The organism is Streptomyces sp. MUM 203J (assembly GCF_022414595.1).
In the GTDB taxonomy this organism is placed as follows: domain Bacteria; phylum Actinomycetota; class Actinomycetes; order Streptomycetales; family Streptomycetaceae; genus Streptomyces.
Genome location: NZ_JADWYO010000030.1, coordinates 47,626 through 67,165, shown reverse-complemented (window position 1 = coordinate 67,165; position 19,540 = coordinate 47,626). Strand labels below are relative to the sequence as shown.

Genomic DNA, 19,540 nt, shown 5'->3' with positions numbered 1-19,540 from the left:
CCCGCGCGCCGCCCGCGGCGGTCGCCGGGGCCTGGCCGTCCGGGCAGGGCGCGTCCACCGCGGGCCGGGTCTCCGGCTTGCCGGACAGGCACGTACCGCCCGTGTGCGCGGACTCCTGGTGCGGGTGCCCGTGCCCCGCGCCCTCCCCGCCCGGGTCCTCGTGGTGCGCGGCGGCCACCACGCCGGGCGTGGCCGTGCCCGGCTCCACATGCGCGGTGCCGTTCTCGACGCCGAGCCCGTGCGACCAGGCCACCGCGAGCAGCAGGATCAGCAGCGGCCACCACCGGCGGACGCCCGTGCCCGGCGCCGTGCCCGCGAGAGCGCGGGCACGCCGGACGGCGCGTACGCCGAAGAGTGACCGGCCTGTGACCATGCCGTGATGCTAGCGGTACGGCGGGCGGGTGCCCCAGACGGGTCGCCGAAGAAGGCCGGAATCGTTCCGTGCGTCCGCCCGCGGGCGGCGTGACCCGCAGGCATGGACGGCGGAGGCCGGGGGCGCCCTGCTCGAAGGGCGCGGGGGAGCCCCCTCTCAGGTGCCGGACGGGCTCAGGAGTTCGCTCAGGTGCTTGACGGAGGCGTCCCAGGACCAGCTCTCCTCCACCCACTTCCGTCCCCGCTCGCCCATCTCCGCGCTCAGGTCCGGTGATTCCAGCGCCGCCACGACCGCCCCCGCGACGGCCGTCACGTCACGGCCGTCCACCACGTGGCCGTTCTCGCCGTGCCGTACGGCGTCGGGGGCACCGCCCGAGTCGCCCACGACGACCGGGAGTCCGCTGGCCGCGGCCTCCAGGAACACGATGCCGAGACCCTCCGCCTCCAGGCCGCCCTTACGGGTGCGGCAGGGCATCGCGAACACGTCGGACGCCGCGTAGTAGTCCGCCATCTCGGCGTGCGTCCGGCCGCCCGCGAACACGACCGTGCCGCCGGGGCACTCGCGGGCCAGCTTCCGCAGCCGCTGCTCGTCCGGGCCGCGCCCGACCACCAGGAGCACGGCCTCCGGTATGTCCCGCAGGATGCGGGGCAGCGCCCGTATGAGCGTGTCCTGACCCTTGCGCGGCACCAGCCGGGCCGCGCACAGCACCACCTTCCGGTCCGCGCCGATCCCGTGCCGCTCCCGCACGGCCCGCCGCCCCTCCGCCGCCCGGTCCGGCCGGAACTCCGCTGCGTCGACGCCCGGGGTCAGCCGGCTCATCCGCGCCCGCGGCCCCAGCGCGGGCGCTATCCGCGACCGGGTGTACTCCCCGAGGTAGGTGACGACGTCCACGTGGTCGCCTATCCGTCGCAGCACGCGCCGGGCGGCCGGGGTGCGGGCCCACCAGATCTCGTGGCCGTGCGTCGTCGCCACCATCCGGCGCACCCCGGCCCGGCGCAGGTCGGGCGCCATGTACGCGAGCGGCGCCGCCGCGCCGAACCACGCCCGGTCGCAGCCGTACGCCCGGGCCAGTTCCATCGCGCGGCGGGTCACCCGGGGCGTGGGCAGCAGGTTCCGCATGGAGTCCCGGATCACCGGGAACGGCAGCGTCCGGTCGTACGCGTCCATGCCGGGTTCCCGGGAGGTGTAGACGACGACGTCCCCCGGCATGCGGGTCACCATGGCGTGGACGAAGGTCTCGATGCCGCCCTGGCGGGGCGGGAAGTCGTTGGTGATGACGAGTGTGGTGCTCACAGCGCGGGCCGCCTTCGGTTCTGGTCTCCCCCTTGACCGTCCCAACCTACCGGGGGCGGCTGACGCTCCCTCAGGCGCCTTGCCCGTAAAGACCGTTCTGATCGTTCTGCCGTGATCCCCCTCGTTCTGTGCCGGTATTCGTTTCTCGAATTCCCCTATCGGATTGGTCAATGGATTTCCGCTTGTGGGCGGTCTGAATTCTTTCCTAGTATTCCTGTGCAGGAGTTGAGCGCCGCGTCCGAGCGGCGGATATGCATTCCAAGGGAGCGGGAAATGAAGCGCACCATTCTGTCGCGTCGAGGCAAGGTCCTCACCACTGTGGCCCTGGCCGCGGCCCTGGGCGGGGTCTCCGGTGTCGCCACGGCGAGCGCGCCGCACGGAGCCACGCTGACCACGCTGGCGGAGGGCGACTTCGTCGAGCCGCACGACATCCGGGTCAAGAACGTGACGGACGTCGTGCAGCAGACGCTGACGATCAAGCCCGGCGGCGACACCGGCTGGCACATCCACCCCGGAATCGTGGTCCTGACGGTCAAGAAGGGCACCATCACCCGCAAGAACTACGACTGCAGCGTCGAGGTCTTCACGGCCGGCACATCCTTCGTCAAGCAGGGCTGGATGCCGCTGAACGGCGTCAACGAGGGCAGCGAGGACCTTGAGGTGCACCTCACCTACCTGAAGCCCGAGGGCACCCCGCTGCGCTACGAGCGCGAGGCCCCGCAGCACTGCGACTTCAACTGACCCGAAGCGGTCGGCTGACCGATCCGGCTCCCCGCCCGCCCGGCGCACGGCGGAGGGGAGCCGGATCTCTTTTCTTCTGCGGAAGGCGAAATCGGAGTGACGGGAAGGAGGCGGGAAGGGTGCGGCAGGTGAATACACGGAAGCAGGCCCGCACCCCGGGGGAAAGGGTACGGGCCTGCTCTTCTTCACCACTCCTGGAACCTCGCCTGTTCTCAGGCCGCGGACTCGGATTCCTGGAGTGCGCTCCGGTAGAAAGCCAGCCGGGCGGTGCGTCCGATGGTCAGCGCGCCGACGAGCCGCCCCGCCCGGTGGTAGCTGACCTCCAGGCGGCGGCCCGGCAGGTCGTGTTCGACGATCCGCGCCGCGTCCGCGGTGGCGGGCAGGCCCACCGAGCGGATCCTGGCGCCGTACAGGTCGGACCAGAAGGACGGCACCTCGTCGAACCGTGCGGGTGTCTGAGGGGCCAGCAGGTTCGCGGCGGCGGCCGTGCCCTGCTCGACGGCGTTGGTCCAGTGGCCCAGCGCCAGCCGCTCCCCGCCCGCCAGCCGGTGCGGGACCCGCGCGACGTCGCCGGCCGCGACCACGTTCGGCACGACCGAGCCGTCGGCCAGCAGCGCGCGCAGATACGGGTCACAGTGCACCCCGCCCTCCAGGGCCAGGCCGGAACCGGCCAGCCAGTCCGTCGACGGGACCGCGCCGAGCGCGAGCACCGCGATGTCGGAGGCCAGGGACGAGCCGTCGGAGAGCTGGACACCGGTCAGCCGTCCGTCAGACGTGGCGTGGAAGTCGGTGACCGTCGTTCCGGTACGGAGATCGATACCGGCCTCCCGGTGCAGCGCGGCGATGTAGGCGCCGGCCGCGGAGCCGATGGCCCGTTCCAGGGGCTGGGCCGCGGCTTCGACGAGCGTGACCTCCAGGCCGCGGGCCCGGGCCGCCGCCGCGATCTCGCCGCCGAGGAACCCGGCGCCGACTACCACCAGCCGCCGCCCCGGCTCCAGGGTGGCCCGAAGAGTGAGCGCGTCGTCCCAGCCGCGGAGGGTGACCACCCCGGCCGGCGGTACCGGCCGGCCCGCCGGCCAGCCGCGCGCGGCCGAACCGGTGGCGATGACCAGCCCGTCGTACGGGAGCCCGGCGCCGTCCTGCAGGGTGACCGTGCGGGTGTCCAGGTCCAGTCCGGTCGCGGCACGGCCGAGCAGCCAGTCCGCGGACAGGCCGTCCGGACGCGGCAGTTCGGTCACATCGGGCCGTACGTCCGAGGTCAGCACCTGCTTGGACAGCGGAGGGCGGTCGTACGGCAGGTGCGGCTCGTCGCCGACGATGGTCAGGGTTCCGGTGAAACCCCGGGCGCGCAGGGCCTCCGCGGCGCGCAGTCCGGCCAGCGAGGCGCCCACGACCACCACGGTCTTCAGAGGGGCCACGGGCCTGCTGCCGTTGAGGGCGGCGCCGTTTCCGCGCATCGTGCTCATGGCTGGTCCGGGGAGACGCTGATGGCCCGCACGGGGCAGACGGCGGCGGCCTTCTCGACCTTGTCGCGCAGCGCGTCGGACGCCTCGCCCCGGTGGACGAGGTAGTCGTCGTCGTCGAAGGAGAAGACCTCAGGCGCCGCGAAGACGCACTGCCCGTGGCTTTCGCACAGGTTCATGTCCACGGTGATCTGCATGACTGGCTCCGTTGCGGTCGGGGAACGGGCCCGGCGTCGCGGTGCGCGGGTTCTCGCACTGCACGGGGACACACGTGCGGGCGCGGGGCCGGGAAGAGTGGTTGGCGGGTGCCGGGCGCCAGGCGGTACGGCCCCGCGGAGGAGGAGCCGCGGGTGGCGCCGTACCGCCTGGCGGCGGCGGATGCGGGTCGGCCGCAGGGGAGAAGGGGTCAGCCGACCGGCGGGTTGAAGCGGGAGTATCCGGGGTCGGTCCAGCGCAGCGGCGAGGCCGCGGAGATCTCCCGTACGGCTTCCACGGAGAACTCGACCAGCCGCTGCGCACCCGGTACCCGGGCCGCCTCCTCGGCGTCCCACACGGTCCTGGCCGTACCGGACAGATGCAGCACCGCGCCGGTCTCCCAGTCCGGGAACAACAGCCCGGCGGCCGGGTTGAGCAGCAGGTTGCCGAGCGTCAGGAACATGGCGTTGCCGATGTAGTCGGGCCAGCGCAGCAGGGTCGGGGAGACGACCTGGACGAAGCCGGGGTTGCCGCCGCGGTGGGAGGCGTCGGCGTCGCCGCGGTCGGAGGCGGTGGCGACGAAGAACGTGTCCGCCGTGCTCACCGTCAGCTGCTGGGCGGTGCTGAGCGCACCCGCCGCCTCGACGGCACGGCCCCCGGGGCCGCCGTCCCGGCCGGGCCCGGCCCGGTGGTGGTCGCGCTTCTGGAGGTACTTGGGGCAGTTGGAGATGACCTGGTCGAGATCCACGCGCAGCGCGTCGCCCGCGCGGTGGACGCGGCCGTTCATGCGCATGCGGCGCCGGGTGGCGGGCTCGATGGCGATCATCCCGATCAGGGCCGGAGCGTCCGGGCCCGCCGCGTCCAGGACGCCGGCGAGCGGGTCCTCCGGGATGGGGAGCGCGTCGATCAGGAGGGTGCGCGGGTCGGGCACCCGCAGGAATCCGGGCTCCCCGGTCAGCTGGGTGGCCCAGATCCGCCCCTCGGCGTCGGCGCCGCCCAGCACGATCAACGGCTGCTCGGCCAGGAAGTCCCGCGCGACGGGCGGGACGGTCTCACCGATACCGCCGAGCGAGAACCGCGCCTGGTCGGCGAGCCCGGCGCGCTCCTGCACCGCGATCTCACCGCTGTGATACGTGCCCACGGCTGTCTTCCTTTCCGGACATCCAGACGGACTGCGGTCGTTGCGCACCGGGGCCGCCCCCGGTCCTGCTGTGGGCAGTCGTTCCGCGGAACGGTGGGCACAGCAGGACCGGCCCGGCGGCCGGCGCCCAGGCTCGGGCGCCCGCTCGTACGCGCGGCGCGCGTGATTCCTCGGCTTAGAAGAAGCCGCAGGTGGGCGCACCGGTGGTGGGCGCCTCGGCGCCCTCGGCGCCGGAGGGCGCGTAGATCTCCAGCCGCGTCCCGTCGGGGTCGGAGAAGAAGATGCCGCCGGACGCAGCGCCCTCACCGTGCGGCACGACACCGTCGTACGCGAACTCCGCGCCCAGTCCGCGCAGCACCTGCTCCGCGGCCTTGACCTCCTCGATCGTGTCCACCTGGAAGGACAGGTGGTGCAGCCCCGGCCGGTCCGCGGCGAAGGTGCCCGAGCTCTGCTGCCAGAGGGTCACCAGCAGCTTGCCCTCGCGGCCGAGGAAGGCGAAGCGGCGGCCGTCCTCCTTGCCCTCACCGATCACCTCGAAGTCGAAGACCTCCCGGTAGAAGGCCAGCGAGCGGTCCATGTCGGTGACGTTCAGGCCGACGTGACCGGTCTGCAGGTTCTTCGCCTTGCTCATCGTCAATCACATGCCTTCGATCGGGGCTGCGAGTCCGCCTCGCAACCGGTAAAACTGAATTTAGCGGTTAGAACCTGGATTGGCAACCGGTGATCAAGGGATGACCGGTTATCGTGGGTGGAGAGCCGCACAGCCCGCCGCACAGGAAGGACCTGAACCGTGTCGCCACCTCCCGAGGCCGACCCCAGGCCGCTGACCGGCGAGCCCCTCGCCATCGACCTGCTGAACACCCGCTGGATCGACGGCGCGGGCCGTCACGACCTGCTGGACTCCGTGGACGGGCTGGCCGTCTGGCTGGGCGGGGAGGCGGTACGGGAGGCCCTGGGCGACCGGACCGTGCCCGTCGACCGGAGCACGCTGGACCAGCTCCTCCAGGCCCGTGCCGCGCTGGACGAGGCCGTCGCGAGTCCCGGCGGGCCCAGCGCGGCGGCCGTCACGGCGGTCAACGCCGTCCTCACGCACGGCTGGGTGCGCCATGTGCTGGAGCCGGACGGCCCGGCCACCGCGGTCGAGGTGGACGCCCCCGGCCGGCTGCCCGGCTGGGCGGCCGTCGCGGACTACCTGCGGCTCCTCGCGGAACGCCCGGACCGCATCCGGGCCTGCGGCAACCCGGACTGCATCCTGCACTTCTACGACGTGTCCAAGAACGGCACCCGCCGCTGGTGCTCGATGGCCGGCTGCGGCAACCGGGCGAAAGCCCAGCGGCACTACGCGCGACACCGTTCCTGAGGGACGCACGGCAAGGGGCCCGGGAGTCGGCCGAAAACCGACTCCCGGGCCCCGACGTCGCAGCCCGTCCGGCACGCAAGGAGTGAGCGGGGTCCGGGGGCGCGGCCCCCCGGACGACTACTCCACCCGGTGCTCGTGTCCCGCGACCCGCTCCCGCAGCTCCGCCCGGCGCACCTTGCCGGAGGTCGTCCGCGGCAGCGACGCGACGAACTCCACGACCCGCACCCACTTCTCCGGCGGCAGCTCCACCCGCACCCGGTCCAGAATCCGCCGCGCGGTCGCCTCCCCGCCCGGATGCCCGGCCGCGGGCACCACATACGCCTTCGGCGCCCACAGCCCGACCGGATCCGGCACCGGCACCACCGCCGCGTCCGCCACCGCCGCGTCCCGCAGCAGCACGTCCTCCAGCTCACGTGGCGAGATCCGGTGGTCGAACGCCTTGAACATGTCGTCGGCCCGCGCGAGATAGGTCAGCGAGCCGTCCTCGGCGGAACGGACCGCCAGGTCACCCGTGTGGTAGTAACCGCCCGTCAGCGCCCTGGCCGTACGCTCCGGGTCCCCGACATAGCCCTTCATCAGGCCCAGCGGCGGATCCGCCAGGTCCAGGCACAGCTCGCCCGGAGAGCCGTCCGGCACCTCCCGGCCGGTCTCCGGGTCGATGAGCACGACCGTGTGGCCGGGCAGCGGGAAACCCATGCTGCCGGGCGCGGGGGCGCGGCCGGGCGGGTTGCCGATCTGGCCGGTCGTCTCCGTCTGCCCGTAGCCGTCTCTCAGGTGCACCCCCCACTCCCGGGCGACCTGCTCGATCAGCGAGGGCTCCAGCGGCTCACCGGCCGCCGTCGCTTCCCGCAGCGCGGGCGGCCGGGGCCCGAGCCCGTGCGCGGCCATGCCCCGCCACACCGTCGGCGGCGCGCAGAACGCGGTCACCTCGCGGCTGCGCAGCACGTCCAGGATGTCGGCCGGGGCCGAGCGGGCCGCGTCCAGCGCGACGACCGTCGCCTCCGCGTTCCACGGCACGAAGAACGAACTCCACGAGTGTTTCGCCCAGCCCGGCGCCGAGATGTTCAGCTGCACGTCACCCGGCTTGACGCCGTTCCAGTACATGCCGGACAGGTGGCCGACCGGATAGCTGACGTGGGTGTGCTCCACCATCTTCGGCTTCGACGTCGTCCCCGACGTGAAGTAGCGGAAGAGAGGTTCGTCCGCGGGCGTGGGACCGGCGGGGCGGTAGTCGCACGCCGCGCCCGCGGACAGCTCGTACGGCAGCCAGCCCTCGACGTCGCCGCCGACGCTGATGCCCGTCCAGAGCGGGACGTCCGTGCCGCCGCCCCGCACCTCGTCGAACCGGCCCGCCAGGCCGGCCTCCGCGATCACGTACCGGACGCCGCCCCGGTGCAGCCGGTCCGCCAGCTCCGCCGGGGTCGCCGTGGTGTACGTGGGGATGACGACGACGCCCAGCTTGACGGCGGCGAGCAGGGCCTCCCACACCTCCACCCGGTTGCCCAGCATCAGCAGCACCGGGTCGCCGCGCCGCACCCCCAGGTCCAGCAGCCAGTTGGCGACCTGGCCGGACCGCCGGGCCAGGTCCCCGAAGCCCAGCACCCGGTCGGTGCCGGGCCCGCCGTCCCCGACGATCCGCAGCGCGGGCGCGTCGGGCCGCTCGGCGGCCACCACGTCGAACCAGTCCAGCGCCCAGTTGAAGTACCGCGGGCGCGGCCAGCGGAACTCGGCCGCCGCCTTCGCCAGATCCGTACGGTGCAGCAGCAGGAGGTCCCGGGCCGCCCGGAACTGCTCCGTCGGCGACAGCCCCGTCATGCCGCACCCCCCGGCGCCGCCGCCGCGACCGCCCCGACCGTCTCGCCCACCGGGGCGTCCAGCGGGCGCAGCGCGTCCTGCGCGATAGCGTCGGCGTCCCGGTAGAACAGGGTGCTGACCCCCGGACGGCTGCTGCCGACCTGGGTGAACCAGCGGGTGTGCTCGGTCGGGATGCCCAGCGCGTACAGGTCCGGCTGCGGCACACCGTGCGTGTCGACGACGTGGAACGGGCTGTCCGTCACCTCGAGCCCGCCGGTGGTGAGGCCGTTCCCGCCCGGGCCCTCGATCACGTACGTGCGGACCAGGCCCTCCTCCAGGAGCTGCCGGGACAGCGGCGAGGTGTCGCGGTACAGGTCCGGCGTCGGGATCCGGGCGTCGACCAGTGCCTGCACGGTCCTGCGGGATCCGGCCACCTGCGGCGACTCCACCACGAAGCCGCCGGCCTCCTCGTCGGTGCCGAAGCGGGTCCCGGGGCCGGCCACCTCCACCACGCCGCCCTCGATCAGCGCCCGCAGCTGCTCCACCCGGTACATCGGAGGACCGGCGCTCAGCAGCGCGTTCACCGGCAGGAACCTCCGGTGGAAGAACCCGGTGTGCGACTCGGGCAGCAGCCCGCCGAAGTCGACGGCCAGCCGCACCACGTTGCGGATGTCCCGCAGCACGTCCAGCGCGGACTTCAGCGGGCCGTCCAGCGTGCCCAGTTCGGCCGCCGCCAGGTCCTCGTCCATGATCTTCAGCAGCCGCCGCCGGAAGTCCTCGGGCGACCCGAAGGTGTCGTCCCCGAACGGGCGGGCCAGCGCGTCGAGGTCGACCGGCGGCACGTTGCCGAGCCCGGCCGCCGCGAGCAGCGCCGTCCGGTCCTCGCCGGCCCGCAGCGCCCGCGCGTGGCGGGCGGCGAACTCCTCGGCGGCCGCCGGACCCTGGGATATCCGCACGTGCGTCACGTAGTAGACGTGGTCCACCTCCTGGAGCAGCAGAGGCAGCACGTCCTGTGCGAAGTCCAGCTGGCCGGTGCCGCCTGCGGCGCGGCGAGCCGCCCGGGCCCGCTCCAGCGCGTCCTTCGTCAGGAACTGCGCCTTGTGGCTGAAGTCCGGCTCCTTCTGGTTGCGGCCGCGCGCCGGGATCGGCAGACCGCTGCGGGAACCCGCGACGATGTGCGGCTCCCGGCCGCTGGGCCGGTATCGCAGGGTGCCGTCCTCACGGGTGTGGAAGGTCCCGCCGCGGCCCACGGTCAGCGACAGCATCACGTCGTAGAAGGAGAGCCCGATCCCGCGGATGCCGACCGCGGCGCCCGCCGGGACGGTGTCCTCGCCGAGCGGCATGTCGGCCGCCGAGTCGCCGCACAGGTAGTGCGTGCCGGGAGTGCGGGCGGAGAACTCCAGCATCTCGCGCTCGAAGTCGTCGGGCGCGTTGACCGGGTGGCCGGTCGCCAGTACGACTCGGTCCGCCTCCAGCAGGTGCGGGGCCGTGTCCAGGCTCAGCAGGTAGCCGCTGTCGGCGCCGGTGCGCAGGGTGGTCACCCGGCCGCACACCGGGAGCAGCTCGACATGCGCGGGCAGGCTGCTGACGATCGTCTCGTACACGTCGACGAGGTACTCGCCGTACCGGACACGCGGCGCGTAGTCGTCGGGACCGAGCGGTTCCTCGCCCGCGACCCGGGCGCGCTCCTCGATCCACTGGCCGAGGGAGGGACCGGCGCCGGGGCGGGCCGGGCCGCCGTCCGGGTCGCCGGAGTACATGGTGACCTGACTGATGACGGTGTTCATGGTGAACCAGTCGTCCTGGTCGGTGCGCCAGACCCGGCCGGCGCCGACCTCGGTCGCGTCGATCAGGTGGATCCGGACCGGCCGGGGCTCGGCGCCGCGTTCCGCGGCGGCCTCGGCCTCGGCGGTCGCCCGCACGGCGAGCCGCTCCAGAACCGAGATGCCGCGCGGGCCGCTGCCGACGATGGCGATGACGAGGGGACGCGATGCGGATGTGTGTCCGGGCACAGGGAGTCCTAGGTGGTGAGGAGGAACGCCCGAGGAGGATCGGGTCGCGGGACGGTGGTGGCGCGGCGCGGGCGGTTCCGGGGGCGGCGCACCGACGGGTACTGCGGAGTCGTGGGACGGATACGGTCACGACGGGCGGTCCGGTCAGGGGCCCCGCCCGGCGGCGCCTGCCGGCCGGATCCGGCGGCACGGGCCGGGTTCACGTGGTGTGTTCCGGGTCCGGTGCGCGCCGGCCGGGTTTCGGCGGGTACGGGCCGAAGCCCGGTCTCTGCCGACCGGGGGCCGGCGGGCTCGGGCCGACGGCGCTTCCCCGCCGCCGGGTCCGGTGGCGCGAGCCGAGCCCGCACCCGCCGACCGTGTCCGGTGGCGTGTTCCGGGTCCGGCGCACCCGCCGGGTTCCGGCGGTCGGGGGCCGGAGTCCGGCCCTCGCCGGGTCCGGCGCCCGGCGAGCAGGCCCTGTCGGCACGAGCCGGAGTCCGGGGCCTGCCAGCCGGGTCCGGTGGCTCCGGGCTACGAGGAGAGGGCGGCCGTTCTTCCCGGTTCCCCGTCACCTGTGGTGAGAGCGGCGCGGTCGAAGGCCTCCTGGGTGTGGGAGAGCATGCCCAGGAGGTCGTCGGCGCGGAGACGGTCGCGGCCCGGCGCGGGAACGGCCCGGATCGGCATGGCGCCGGTCGCGTGCCACTGGAGGCTGCCGCGCCCGTCGATGTAGCTCCGGGAACGCTGCGCGTTGTCGGCGTGCAGGCAGTACGGCACGTCCAGGACGCCCCGCCGGAACGCCTCGACCAGCGCGCGGCCCATGTCCGGGTTCAGCTCCATGACCGCCTCGACCAGCGCCCGCGCCTCGTCGAGCACCCCGAACTCGTTCCCCGGCGGGACGGGTCCGCCGTCCTGCCGGGCAGCCCGGTGCGCGGCTCCCGCCTCCTCCAGGGCGTGCACGTTGTCCTGGATGGTCGGGATCCGGTGCGCCTCGGCCGGTGTCTTGACGATCATCCGCTCGGTGCCGGTGAGCGCCGCCAGCCGCGCGCTGTCCCGCAGCAGCTCCAGCGCCCCGCCCGTGGTGCGCGGGAACACGCCCATGTACGTGTAGAGCACCACGTGCCAGTCGAGCCCCGCCAGGTGCTCAGCCGCCAGAGTGCGCAGTGCCAGCAGCGCCTCCACGTCCTGGCCGCGGTGGGTCTGCTGGGCGTAGCTGAGCGAGACGCTGCGCAGCCCGTACTGCTTGAAGAAGATCCCCTCCAGGACGGAGAGGGCGACGAGCAGGCTGGGCGGGCAGAGCTGGCCGAGCATGCAGCCGCCGAAGCTCTCCAGGTGCGTGCCGGGCCGGGAGGCGAGGAGCTCGCAGCTGCGGGCCCAGGCGTCGACCGCCTCCGGCAGGGGTTTCCTGCTGTAGGGGAGGCAGTACGAGACGGGTCCGCCCTCGGTCGCGTCCAGCCCCGAGTCGAGCAGGGCGCGGATGATGTCGACCGGATCGGCGGAGCCGTGCCGTACCTGGACCGCGAACCGGTCGCCGACCAGCCCGGACACCAGCTGCCGGGTGGTGTCGGGGCCGTGCGCGACGATCGGGTAGCCGTTGAGGTCGGTGCCCTCGGCCAGCGCGAGGCGGGCCGACTCGTTGTCGTTGACCCGGGTGTAGCTGTCGATGGTGAGCGTGCCGACGGTCCGTGCCCGGGCCTGCTTCACCGCCTCCAGGCCGCCGCGCATACGGGGCAGGTCCGCGAAGCCCATCCGGGGCTGCACGACCAGCTCGCCGTCCCGCCCGGCGGCGGCGACGGCCGACGCGAACGAGCCGAGCGACACGTCGGCCCGGGCAACGGTCACCGGACGGGTGACCGGCGCCGGGACGTGGGACGGGTCCGCGGCGGCCGGGGACTCCGGGGCGTGGCCGTTCACCGGGCACCCGACGCGGCGGCGATGGCGGGCGTCGAGGACTCGGAGAGGTAGCGGCGGAACTCCGCGACCCCCGCCGCGTCCTCGAAGACCGCGTCGAATCCGGCGGACAGCAACTCAGGCCCGTAGGTGCCCGCTCCGGCGCCGGTGACACCGAGCTTGCCGCCGATGACGACCCGCACGTCCCGCAGGTCCGGCTGGTCCCGCAGCCTGCGCACGGCCCGGGCCCCGTCGAGCGCTCCGTGGCCGTTGACGCTGCTGATGACCACCAGCTCGGGCCTGACCCGCCGGCACTCCTCGATGAGCAGCTCGTCGGGCACGCACGAACCGATGTTGGTGACCTCGTGGCCCATCTCCTCCAGCAGCAGCTGAAGGAAGACCAGGTTCCAGGTGTGGGAGTCGGAGGAGACGCTTGAGACGAGTACACGGCGGCCTCGGCGCTCCACGGCGCCCTCGGCGCTCTGCTGCGGAGCGTCCTGGCGGCGGCTCTGCTGCGCATGGACGGGGTACGTGGTCAAGACTGGGCTCTTTCGGCTCGGCGCGGTGCGCGGGTGACGGCATGGCGGAAAGGACGGAACGCCGACCGGCGCATCCGTCTCTCGGGCTCGCGAAGGGAGCGTGGGGGAGGGCGGGGCGGCGAGTCAGGGCATGGACGGCCGCCCCGCCCGGCCGGTCAGGGCGCCGCGGTGACGCCGACCGGACGAATCTCCTTCTGGGGGTCACGGGCGGAGGCGGGCCGGGTCCGGATGGCGAGCACGGTGCAGCCGGTGCGGCTGGACATCTGGTGCTCGGTGCCCGGGCCCTCGACGACGAGGTCGCCCTTGACGTAGGAGATGCCGTCGCTGTGGTCCAGGACCCCGTCCAGGACGAGCATCAGCTCGAAGCCCAGGTGCTCGTGGAAGTCGCCGTGCGCGCCCGGGGGGAAGCGCAGGAGCAGGCCCACCGAGTCCTCGTTCCTGGACTCGTCCGGTGCCCACAGCACGTGGTGCTCCACATTGGCCCGGCCGGGTTCGTCCCACGACGTCCATTCCAGGTCGTCCAGCTCGAACCCGCTGCGGAACACGTTCGGGATGTACTCGATGTCGGACACAGATTTGCCTCTCCCGGTGAATTTCCTTCTTTCTTTCGCAAGGTTATGAGGCAGGGAGAGACGCTGTTCCCCGTATACCTCGATGCCGGGTATCGGGTTTCCCGATGGGAGGGGGTCGGGCGTGATGAACAGATGGAATACGAAAAGAAAAGGCGGCGCTCGGGAAAGCGAATGTTCCGCTTTCCCGGGCGCCGCCTCCACTGTTTTCCGCGAGGCTCTGACGGGGTGGCCGTCAGGCCGGCTGCGAGACCTTCGCGCGGCCCTCACGGCCCACCCGGGTGGCGACGTCGCACACCGCGGAGACCGCCGGCCTGGCCAGCTCCCGCCCGGCCCACAGGGCCCGCACGGTCAGCCGCACCCGGGGCAGCCCCGGCAGCGGCGTAAGTCCGCCGCCGTTCTCGGCGGTGCCCACCGACTCGTACGGCAGCATCGCGATGCCGTATCCGGCGCGGGCCAGTTCACGGGCGCCGCCCATGGAGCCCGCCTCGATGACGGGCGCGTCGATGCCGTACACCTCCCGGAGCGCGGCGACCAGCACCTGGTGGGAGGCGCAGTCGGGGTCGACGGCGAGGACCCGTACGTTCGCCAGCGCCTCGGCCGGGTCGGGTGCGTCCACCAGGGACGGCGCGGCCACCGGGACCACCTCCAGGTCCGGCAGCACCTCCTCGGTGAGGCCGGCGGCGGGGGAGTCCCCGGAGGTGCACTCGCCGTGCACCAGAGCCACGTCCACCTCGCCGCTGCGCACCGCCTCGTACGCCCGGCTGATCGGCATCTGGCGCAGCGACACCTGCACCTTCGGGTAGCGGTAGCGGCACTCGTGCATCAGCGCGCCCATCCGGGTCTCCAGCAGCAGCGCCGAGGCACCGATCGTGATGCGGCCCTCCATTTCGCCGGAGGGGTTGAGCGCCGAGGCCATCTCGTCGACGACGTGGAAGATCCGCTGAGTGTATTCCTGGAATATTTCTCCGGAGGGTGTCAGACGCACTCCGTGCGGAAGCCGCTGGACCAGTTGCATGCCCAGTCGCGACTCCAGCGACCGAATGTGTGAGGTGACGCTCGACTGCGCGTATCCCAGGCTTCTGGCGGCCTTGGTGAAACTTCCGAGGCGAGCTACTTCGCGAAATGTTCTGAGCTGGTAGAGAGCGAGATCTAACGACACGTTGTCCCCCAGGAAACACGGATCCGCTGTCATCCCGTCAGCCCGGCTGCGGCCTCACCGGCCCGTACCGGAGCCCCCGGGAATCGATCAACCCCCCGACAGTGCTGGCCGCTTCCCCACGCGGCCTACTGCCGGACCCGCTGCCAGACTAACGGCTCTGGGAGCGGTAGTGCGTTAGATTGAGGATCCTGCCACGTGTCCACTCCGATCGACAAGTCCTGGCAAGCTCCGCCCGTATATGCCCCCGACTCCGTCAACTCCCGCCCCTGACAAGCCGGATGAGTGATCATGATGCCTTCCGACCCCCGACTGTCGGTGCCCGCCGACGTACCTCCGCTGCATGGTGAGCCCCTCCCGCTCGAGTTCGCCAACACGGTCTTCCCGGTGCGCGGTGAGCACCGGGACATCCTCGACTCCCCCGAAGGGCTCGCCTGGTGGCTGGGTGCCTGCCGCAGCCGGCTCACCACCCCGCTCCCGGACAGCGCCCTGCGCGGTATCCGCGCCGCCGACGTCGACTGCTTCGTGATGCTCCGCGACGCGGCGCGCCGACTGGTCGACGCGCACATCCACGACAGCCCGCCCGACGCCTGGGACGTGGCGCAGATCAACCGGGTGTCCAGCGTGGGCAGGCCCTGGCTGCTGCTGCGCTGGAGCGGTGAGGCGCGGCCCTCTTCGCTGGAGGTCTCCGCCGCGCCGCCCCTCGTGGCGGTCCAGGCGGAGATCGCACACGCGCTGATCACCCTGCTCTGCGGGGCGACGGACGTGGAACCCCGGGCCTGCAGGGCGCCGGGCTGTGTGTTCTTCTTCGACCACGCTCGCTCCAGGCGTGAGTGGTGCTCGACCGGGTGCGGCAACCGCGCGCGGGTGGCCCGCCACTACGCTCGACGCCAGCACAAGCGGGTCTAACGGGTGGATGAAGACGATGCGTTAGATGCAGGCGGCCGTCCGGTGAACTCGACGGAAGGGTGCGGTCTCGCGGCGACGACGGCCTGCCCGCCCGGGCCCATCGGAAACCCCGATCGCTGTCATCTGTGAAGCCACCGTCGCCCCCGCTCCGGGGCGCCGTAGATTCGACGAGGACGCACCGGGTCCCGGAGAGGTTCCGTCCCGCACCGGCGGGGCACCCGGACGCGCCCGATGACTCCCTGGCCGTCGCGGAGCCGCGGACGGCCAGGGCTGCGAGCCCCGGCCGTTCACCCGCGCGGCCGGGCACCGCTCGGCGGCACCGGGCCTGGCGCGGACCCCCCCTCCGTGTCCGGACCGGTGCCGCCGCCGTCTTTCGCGCGGCGGCTGTGCCGGGCCACCCGTACCCGGTTGCCGCAGCCGGCCGTGCACCATGCGCGGCGCGCGTGGCTCTTGACGAAGTACAGAATGCAGCCGGGCGCTCCGCACGCCCGGATCAGCGCCGCCCGGTCGCCCGAGAACAGTGACACGGCTGCCGCCGCCACCTCGCCGAGCGCGACCCGCCGCGGATCGGCCTCCAGCCAGCGGGGCACCGCCGCGAAGGCCGCGCCCGGTGCCAGCTCCCGCCACCGTGTGGCCAGCCGGGCCGCCGTGTTCACCACGTCCACCGGCCCGGGCTCCGGAGCCGTACCCGAGGTGCGGGCCGCCGCCAGGTCGCGCAGGGCGCCCCGCAGTTCCGTGAACGCCTCGACATGGGCCGGCCCGGCGGGCCCGGAGTCTTCGAGCGCCTCGGTCAGCGCGGGGCTGAACTCCGCCCGGTGGGCCGCCAGCCAGGCGTCCAGGGCCTCCGGCACGGTGAGCGCGTCCACCAGATGGCCGCGCCGGCCGCCCTTGATGTACGTGGTGTTGACCAGGTCCAGGGGCAGTGGCTCGCCGGCCAGCGGAAGCTGCCCTACCGCTTCCCGGCCGTCCTGCCCCGGTTTCGTACTGTCGCCCATCTTTCCATCCTGCCGTCCCGGGACTTCTTCCCTGACACCCTCCCTGAACCTAATGCATGAGGCTATGATCCATCCGTTAGCTTACGAGGTTCACGTCCGCTCCCCGAGGGAGGAGTCACCCATGTCCGAGTCCACCGTGACCGACGCCCCGGCCCAGACCGAGGTCACCGCCTTACGGCGTTTTCGCGCCGCCTTCGCAGGCAAGGCCCCCGCGCGCGCCCCGAAGGCCGCCATCTCGGTGGCCACGCTCGGCAGCGTGGCCGCGCTCGTCGCCCTGGTCGTCATCGGCGTCCTGCTCGACCAGACCGTGCTGATCCCGCCGCTCGCGGCCAGCGCCGCCCTGGTCTTCGCCGCCCCGGCGCTCCCGCTGTCGCAGCCGCGCAGCGTGGTCGGCGGTCAGCTGATCTCCGCCGTGGTCGGTTTCCTCTGCCTCGCGGTCGGCGGCAGCTCGATGTGGACGGCCGCGGTGGCCGGCGGTCTCGCCGCCGGTGCGATGGCCCTGGCCCGTACACCGCACTCGCCCGCCGCGGCCACCGCGGTGATCGTGGTGCTCACCCAGCCGTCCACGGCCCTGTTCCTGCTGCTTCTGCTGCTGGCCACGCTGGTCCTGGTCGGCATCGGCATCCTCGCCGGACGCTCGGGCAAGACCGCCCGCTACCCCACCTACTGGTGGTAGGGCGCCATGACCAGCAGATACGGACAGTTGCTCTTCACTCCGCAGGCGCAGCGGCACCAGGAGAAGCACGGCAGCCGCCGCAGCTACGCGAACATGACGGCCGGACCGGCAGAGGCCGACCGGCTCACCGAGGACGAGGCGGCCTTCGCGGCCAGCCGGACCAGCTTCTACCTGGCGTCCGTCAGCTCCACCGGCTGGCCCTACCTCCAGCACCGCGGCGGCCCGCCCGGCTTCCTGCGGGCCGTCGACGAGCGGACTCTGGCCTTCGCGGACTACCGGGGCAACAAGCAGTACATCACCACCGGAAACCTCGACCACGAGAACCGGGTGGCACTGTTCCTGATGGACTATCCGGCCAGGGCCCGGCTGAAGATCCTGGGCCGCGCCCGCACGGCCGGGCCGGAGGAGTGGCCGGACACGGCGGGCCCGCTGCTGCCCGGTGACTACCGGGCGGTGGTCGAACGGGTCGTCCTCATCGAGGTGGAGGCGTTCGACTGGAACTGCCCCCAGCACATCGAACCCCGCTACACGGTGGCCGAGGTGGAGGACGCGATCGCCCCGCTCCGCAAGCGCATGGCGGAACTGGAGGCGGAGAACGAGCGGCTGAAGGCGGAGCGGGCACAGCCCGCCGGGGGCCGCGCATGAACCTGCCGGTGCCCCGCAGCCCCACCGCGCGGCGGCGTGCGGGGCTGCGGGGCAGGTGGCACCGCGAGACCTGGTACTTGCGGGCCGAGGCCGCCCGGCAGGAGCGGACGAGCGGCTCGCCCGGCCGGGTGCGGCGCGTGCGCCGTGACGGTCTGGGCGCCGCGCGCGGTGGCCGGCACCGTCTCCCGTGCACGGATGGACGGTCGCCTCGGCAAACGGAACGTCTCCGGCGACGGCACCTCCGCGTACTCGTGCGCCGTGGTGTTCACGGTCTGCCGCTGCCCGCGCTCCATGGCCGCGGGCAGGACTGCGGCCCGCGAGCAGCCCGCGTCGGGAGGCCAGGGGTTCGGGGTCCACGTCCGTGCCGCGTTCCTCGGGGTGACCGAGGGCCGTGCGCGCACCGTCCTGGACGCGGGCGGCACCGGTCTCCCCGAAGCGGCCCTGGGCCACGTGACCATGATCCGCCGCATCCCGGTGGGAGGCCGCGAGGTGCCCTTCGCCCCGGCCTCGCCGTCGCGGCGTGGACCCGGGCGACCGCACCGGCGTGAGGCCCCTCTCGCGCCGGACGTGGTGCCGTCAGGCGAAGACAGGTGCCGGGGCTGTGGCGTTGAGAGCCTTGACGATGATCTGCTCCTCGTACGCGAAGTGCTCCTCCAGCCGGTCCGCGAGCTCCTCGAGCTCGGTGCGCACCCGCGCCGGGTCGCTCTCGCCGGGGACGAATCCCTCGACGAGTGCTCCGATCTCGTCCTGGAGCCCGGCCACCACCGCATGCTGCTCGCCCAGCTCGGTCAGTGCCGGGGCGAGCCCCGGGAACTGCTTGGCCAGTACGGGGAACATCGCGGCGTCCTCGCCCGTGTGGTGCCTCTTGAGCGCACCGCAGAACTCGAAGCAGTGCGTGCGGAGCTGCTCCGCGAGCCCGGGGTCCGGCAAGCCGACCGACACGGACTCCGCCGTCCCGTCGACCAGCGCGTCGAACTGGACGCGCAGCCCGGCGAGCTGTTCGCGGAGCCAGTCGTGGACCTCCACGATCCAGTCGCCCATGCCCTTGACCCGCTCGGCGCCCGGTTCGGGGCCGGTCCGGTGCAGCACCACCACCGGGATCACCCGGGTGGTCTTCACCTGGTAGTCGCCGTAGCCCGGTGCCACCTCGACGACCCGCTCGAAGAGCCGGTCGCGTTCCTCTCCCTGCGGAATGGAGGCGATCGCCTCGTAGGACGCCCGGGCCGGGGTCTTCGCCCAGGACGCGGGTGCGGGGCCGCGAAGTGCGGGGGAACAGTTGCGGCTCCGCCGCTCGGCGGCCCCCCGGTCGGTCTCCGTCCTGGAGGGTCTCGCGGCGTCGCGCACCGACGGTGGTCCCGGCCCGCTGCGAGCTCGGCACCCGGCGCCGCCGCCTGAGGGGCCGCGTTGCGGGGCCTGGGGCCGTCGTCAGCCGCGCCGCCTGGACGGCCGTCGACGGCGACGAGGCCACGAGGGCGCCGCCTTCGCGTCCGCGCCATCGGAGCCGGCCCCGCGGCCGAGGCGTGCTCCGTGTCCGGTGGCGTGCCGCCTGATGTCTCCACGAACGACGTGCTTCGGGGGCGCCCGCGACCCGCACCCGGAGGGCACAGCGACCGCGTCGCGCACCCGGCCTGCGTAGCCCTCGCGACCGTCGGCCTCGCGGCCTTCGCCCCACAGGATCTGCCAGGGATCCCCTCTTGGGCCCCCTCGGCGGCGCCGCACCTCATCCACCTGATCGCCCTGAGTCCCCGTGTCCGCTCGGCGGAAGGCCGCCCGCACGGGCCGTACTTCCGCCGACGGCGCCCGGGCCGCA

18 protein-coding genes and 1 pseudogene are annotated in these 19,540 nt (G+C 73.3%); 5 read left to right on the top strand and 14 right to left on the bottom strand.

Translation table 11 applies throughout. The annotated features are described in order from the left end of the window. Window positions 1-373 (bottom strand): annotated as a pseudogene (locus tag I3F58_RS17100) (hypothetical protein); the annotation flags it as partial. A gap of 156 nt (window positions 374-529) precedes the next feature. Then, entirely contained in the window at window positions 530-1,666 is a 1,137-nt protein-coding gene (locus I3F58_RS17095; RefSeq protein WP_240109481.1) for a glycosyltransferase family 4 protein, read from the bottom strand. Between the two features lie 273 nt (window positions 1,667-1,939). Here I3F58_RS17095 and I3F58_RS17090 point away from each other — a divergent pair, with 273 nt between their 5' ends. Beyond that, window positions 1,940-2,407, top strand: coding sequence for a cupin domain-containing protein (locus I3F58_RS17090; protein WP_240109480.1), 468 nt, complete (start codon window positions 1,940-1,942; stop codon window positions 2,405-2,407). A 212-nt stretch (window positions 2,408-2,619) separates the two neighbouring features. Here I3F58_RS17090 and I3F58_RS17085 read toward each other — a convergent pair whose 3' ends face one another. The 4 genes from I3F58_RS17085 to I3F58_RS17070 form a co-directional block, all read right to left on the bottom strand. Beyond that, the gene (locus I3F58_RS17085) at window positions 2,620-3,873 is read right to left on the bottom strand and encodes an NAD(P)/FAD-dependent oxidoreductase (RefSeq protein ID WP_240109479.1); all 1,254 of its coding nucleotides are present in this window, start codon (window positions 3,871-3,873) and stop codon (window positions 2,620-2,622) included. After that, window positions 3,870-4,067, bottom strand: coding sequence for a ferredoxin (locus tag I3F58_RS17080; RefSeq protein ID WP_240109478.1), 198 nt, complete (start codon window positions 4,065-4,067; stop codon window positions 3,870-3,872). The genes I3F58_RS17085 and I3F58_RS17080 overlap by 4 nt, the downstream gene beginning before the upstream one ends. A gap of 209 nt (window positions 4,068-4,276) precedes the next feature. Next, window positions 4,277-5,206, bottom strand: a complete 930-nt coding sequence (locus tag I3F58_RS17075; protein WP_240109477.1) for a pyridoxamine 5'-phosphate oxidase family protein — start codon at window positions 5,204-5,206, stop codon at window positions 4,277-4,279. A 175-nt stretch (window positions 5,207-5,381) separates the two neighbouring features. Then, on the bottom strand, window positions 5,382-5,837 hold the full coding sequence (locus tag I3F58_RS17070; RefSeq protein ID WP_240109476.1) for a VOC family protein: 456 nt from the start codon (window positions 5,835-5,837) through the stop codon (window positions 5,382-5,384). A 159-nt stretch (window positions 5,838-5,996) separates the two neighbouring features. Between I3F58_RS17070 and I3F58_RS17065 the strand changes: the two genes are divergently transcribed. Continuing rightward, window positions 5,997-6,566 carry a CGNR zinc finger domain-containing protein gene (locus tag I3F58_RS17065; RefSeq protein WP_240109475.1) on the top strand — a complete coding sequence of 190 codons (570 nt, stop codon included), beginning with the start codon at window positions 5,997-5,999 and terminating at the stop codon, window positions 6,564-6,566. A gap of 117 nt (window positions 6,567-6,683) precedes the next feature. On the opposite strand, the gene I3F58_RS17060 is transcribed toward I3F58_RS17065, so the two are convergent. The 6 genes from I3F58_RS17060 to I3F58_RS17035 all read right to left on the bottom strand — a co-directional run bounded on the left by I3F58_RS17060 (window position 6,684) and on the right by I3F58_RS17035 (window position 14,541). Continuing rightward, window positions 6,684-8,381, bottom strand: a complete 1,698-nt coding sequence (locus I3F58_RS17060; protein ID WP_240109474.1) for an AMP-binding protein — start codon at window positions 8,379-8,381, stop codon at window positions 6,684-6,686. Next, window positions 8,378-10,372 (bottom strand): FAD/NAD(P)-binding protein, encoded by a 1,995-nt coding sequence (locus I3F58_RS17055; RefSeq protein WP_240109473.1) that lies wholly within the window; start codon window positions 10,370-10,372, stop codon window positions 8,378-8,380. Before I3F58_RS17055 ends, I3F58_RS17060 begins: the two co-directional genes overlap by 4 nt. Before the next feature lie 510 nt (window positions 10,373-10,882). Beyond that, window positions 10,883-12,262: a methylaspartate mutase gene (locus I3F58_RS17050; protein WP_240109472.1), complete on the bottom strand. Its 1,380-nt coding sequence runs from the start codon at window positions 12,260-12,262 to the stop codon at window positions 10,883-10,885. After that, window positions 12,259-12,777: a cobalamin B12-binding domain-containing protein gene (locus tag I3F58_RS17045; RefSeq protein ID WP_240109471.1), complete on the bottom strand. Its 519-nt coding sequence runs from the start codon at window positions 12,775-12,777 to the stop codon at window positions 12,259-12,261. The genes I3F58_RS17050 and I3F58_RS17045 overlap by 4 nt, the downstream gene beginning before the upstream one ends. A gap of 155 nt (window positions 12,778-12,932) precedes the next feature. After that, window positions 12,933-13,349, bottom strand: coding sequence for a cupin domain-containing protein (locus I3F58_RS17040; protein ID WP_240109470.1), 417 nt, complete (start codon window positions 13,347-13,349; stop codon window positions 12,933-12,935). Window positions 13,350-13,581: 232 nt separating this feature from the next. Continuing rightward, on the bottom strand, window positions 13,582-14,541 hold the full coding sequence (locus tag I3F58_RS17035; protein ID WP_240109469.1) for a LysR family transcriptional regulator: 960 nt from the start codon (window positions 14,539-14,541) through the stop codon (window positions 13,582-13,584). A gap of 255 nt (window positions 14,542-14,796) precedes the next feature. Between I3F58_RS17035 and I3F58_RS17030 the strand changes: the two genes are divergently transcribed. Next, on the top strand, window positions 14,797-15,414 hold the full coding sequence (locus I3F58_RS17030; RefSeq protein ID WP_240109468.1) for an ABATE domain-containing protein: 618 nt from the start codon (window positions 14,797-14,799) through the stop codon (window positions 15,412-15,414). A 287-nt stretch (window positions 15,415-15,701) separates the two neighbouring features. Here I3F58_RS17030 and I3F58_RS17025 read toward each other — a convergent pair whose 3' ends face one another. Further along, complete coding sequence (locus I3F58_RS17025; protein ID WP_240109467.1) at window positions 15,702-16,409, bottom strand: ABATE domain-containing protein; 708 nt, start codon at window positions 16,407-16,409, stop codon at window positions 15,702-15,704. 121 nt (window positions 16,410-16,530) lie between these two features. Between I3F58_RS17025 and I3F58_RS17020 the strand changes: the two genes are divergently transcribed. After that, window positions 16,531-17,085, top strand: a complete 555-nt coding sequence (locus I3F58_RS17020) for an HPP family protein (protein ID WP_240109466.1) — start codon at window positions 16,531-16,533, stop codon at window positions 17,083-17,085. 6 nt (window positions 17,086-17,091) lie between these two features. Next, complete coding sequence (locus I3F58_RS17015) at window positions 17,092-17,730, top strand: pyridoxamine 5'-phosphate oxidase family protein (protein WP_240109465.1); 639 nt, start codon at window positions 17,092-17,094, stop codon at window positions 17,728-17,730. Between the two features lie 576 nt (window positions 17,731-18,306). On the opposite strand, the gene I3F58_RS29655 is transcribed toward I3F58_RS17015, so the two are convergent. Further along, a complete protein-coding gene (locus I3F58_RS29655) occupies window positions 18,307-19,074 on the bottom strand; it encodes a nitroreductase/quinone reductase family protein (RefSeq protein WP_240109464.1) in 768 nt (255 codons plus the stop codon). Between the last annotated feature and the right edge of the window lie 466 nt (window positions 19,075-19,540).

What these genes read in the sequence shown, in the direction of transcription:
- I3F58_RS17090 (WP_240109480.1), top strand. Translation starts at nt 1,940, where the DNA reads ATGAAGCGCACCATTCTGTCGCGTCGAGGCAAGGTCCTCACCACTGTG.
- I3F58_RS17030 (WP_240109468.1), top strand. Translation starts at nt 14,797, where the DNA reads ATGATGCCTTCCGACCCCCGACTGTCGGTGCCCGCCGACGTACCTCCG.
- I3F58_RS17080 (WP_240109478.1), bottom strand. Translation starts at nt 4,067, where the DNA reads ATGCAGATCACCGTGGACATGAACCTGTGCGAAAGCCACGGGCAGTGC.
- I3F58_RS17025 (WP_240109467.1), bottom strand. Translation starts at nt 16,409, where the DNA reads ATGGGCGACAGTACGAAACCGGGGCAGGACGGCCGGGAAGCGGTAGGG.
- I3F58_RS17035 (WP_240109469.1), bottom strand. Translation starts at nt 14,541, where the DNA reads ATGACAGCGGATCCGTGTTTCCTGGGGGACAACGTGTCGTTAGATCTC.
- I3F58_RS17015 (WP_240109465.1), top strand. Translation starts at nt 17,092, where the DNA reads ATGACCAGCAGATACGGACAGTTGCTCTTCACTCCGCAGGCGCAGCGG.
- I3F58_RS17020 (WP_240109466.1), top strand. Translation starts at nt 16,531, where the DNA reads ATGTCCGAGTCCACCGTGACCGACGCCCCGGCCCAGACCGAGGTCACC.
- I3F58_RS17060 (WP_240109474.1), bottom strand. Translation starts at nt 8,381, where the DNA reads ATGACGGGGCTGTCGCCGACGGAGCAGTTCCGGGCGGCCCGGGACCTC.
- I3F58_RS17070 (WP_240109476.1), bottom strand. Translation starts at nt 5,837, where the DNA reads ATGAGCAAGGCGAAGAACCTGCAGACCGGTCACGTCGGCCTGAACGTC.
- I3F58_RS17085 (WP_240109479.1), bottom strand. Translation starts at nt 3,873, where the DNA reads ATGAGCACGATGCGCGGAAACGGCGCCGCCCTCAACGGCAGCAGGCCC.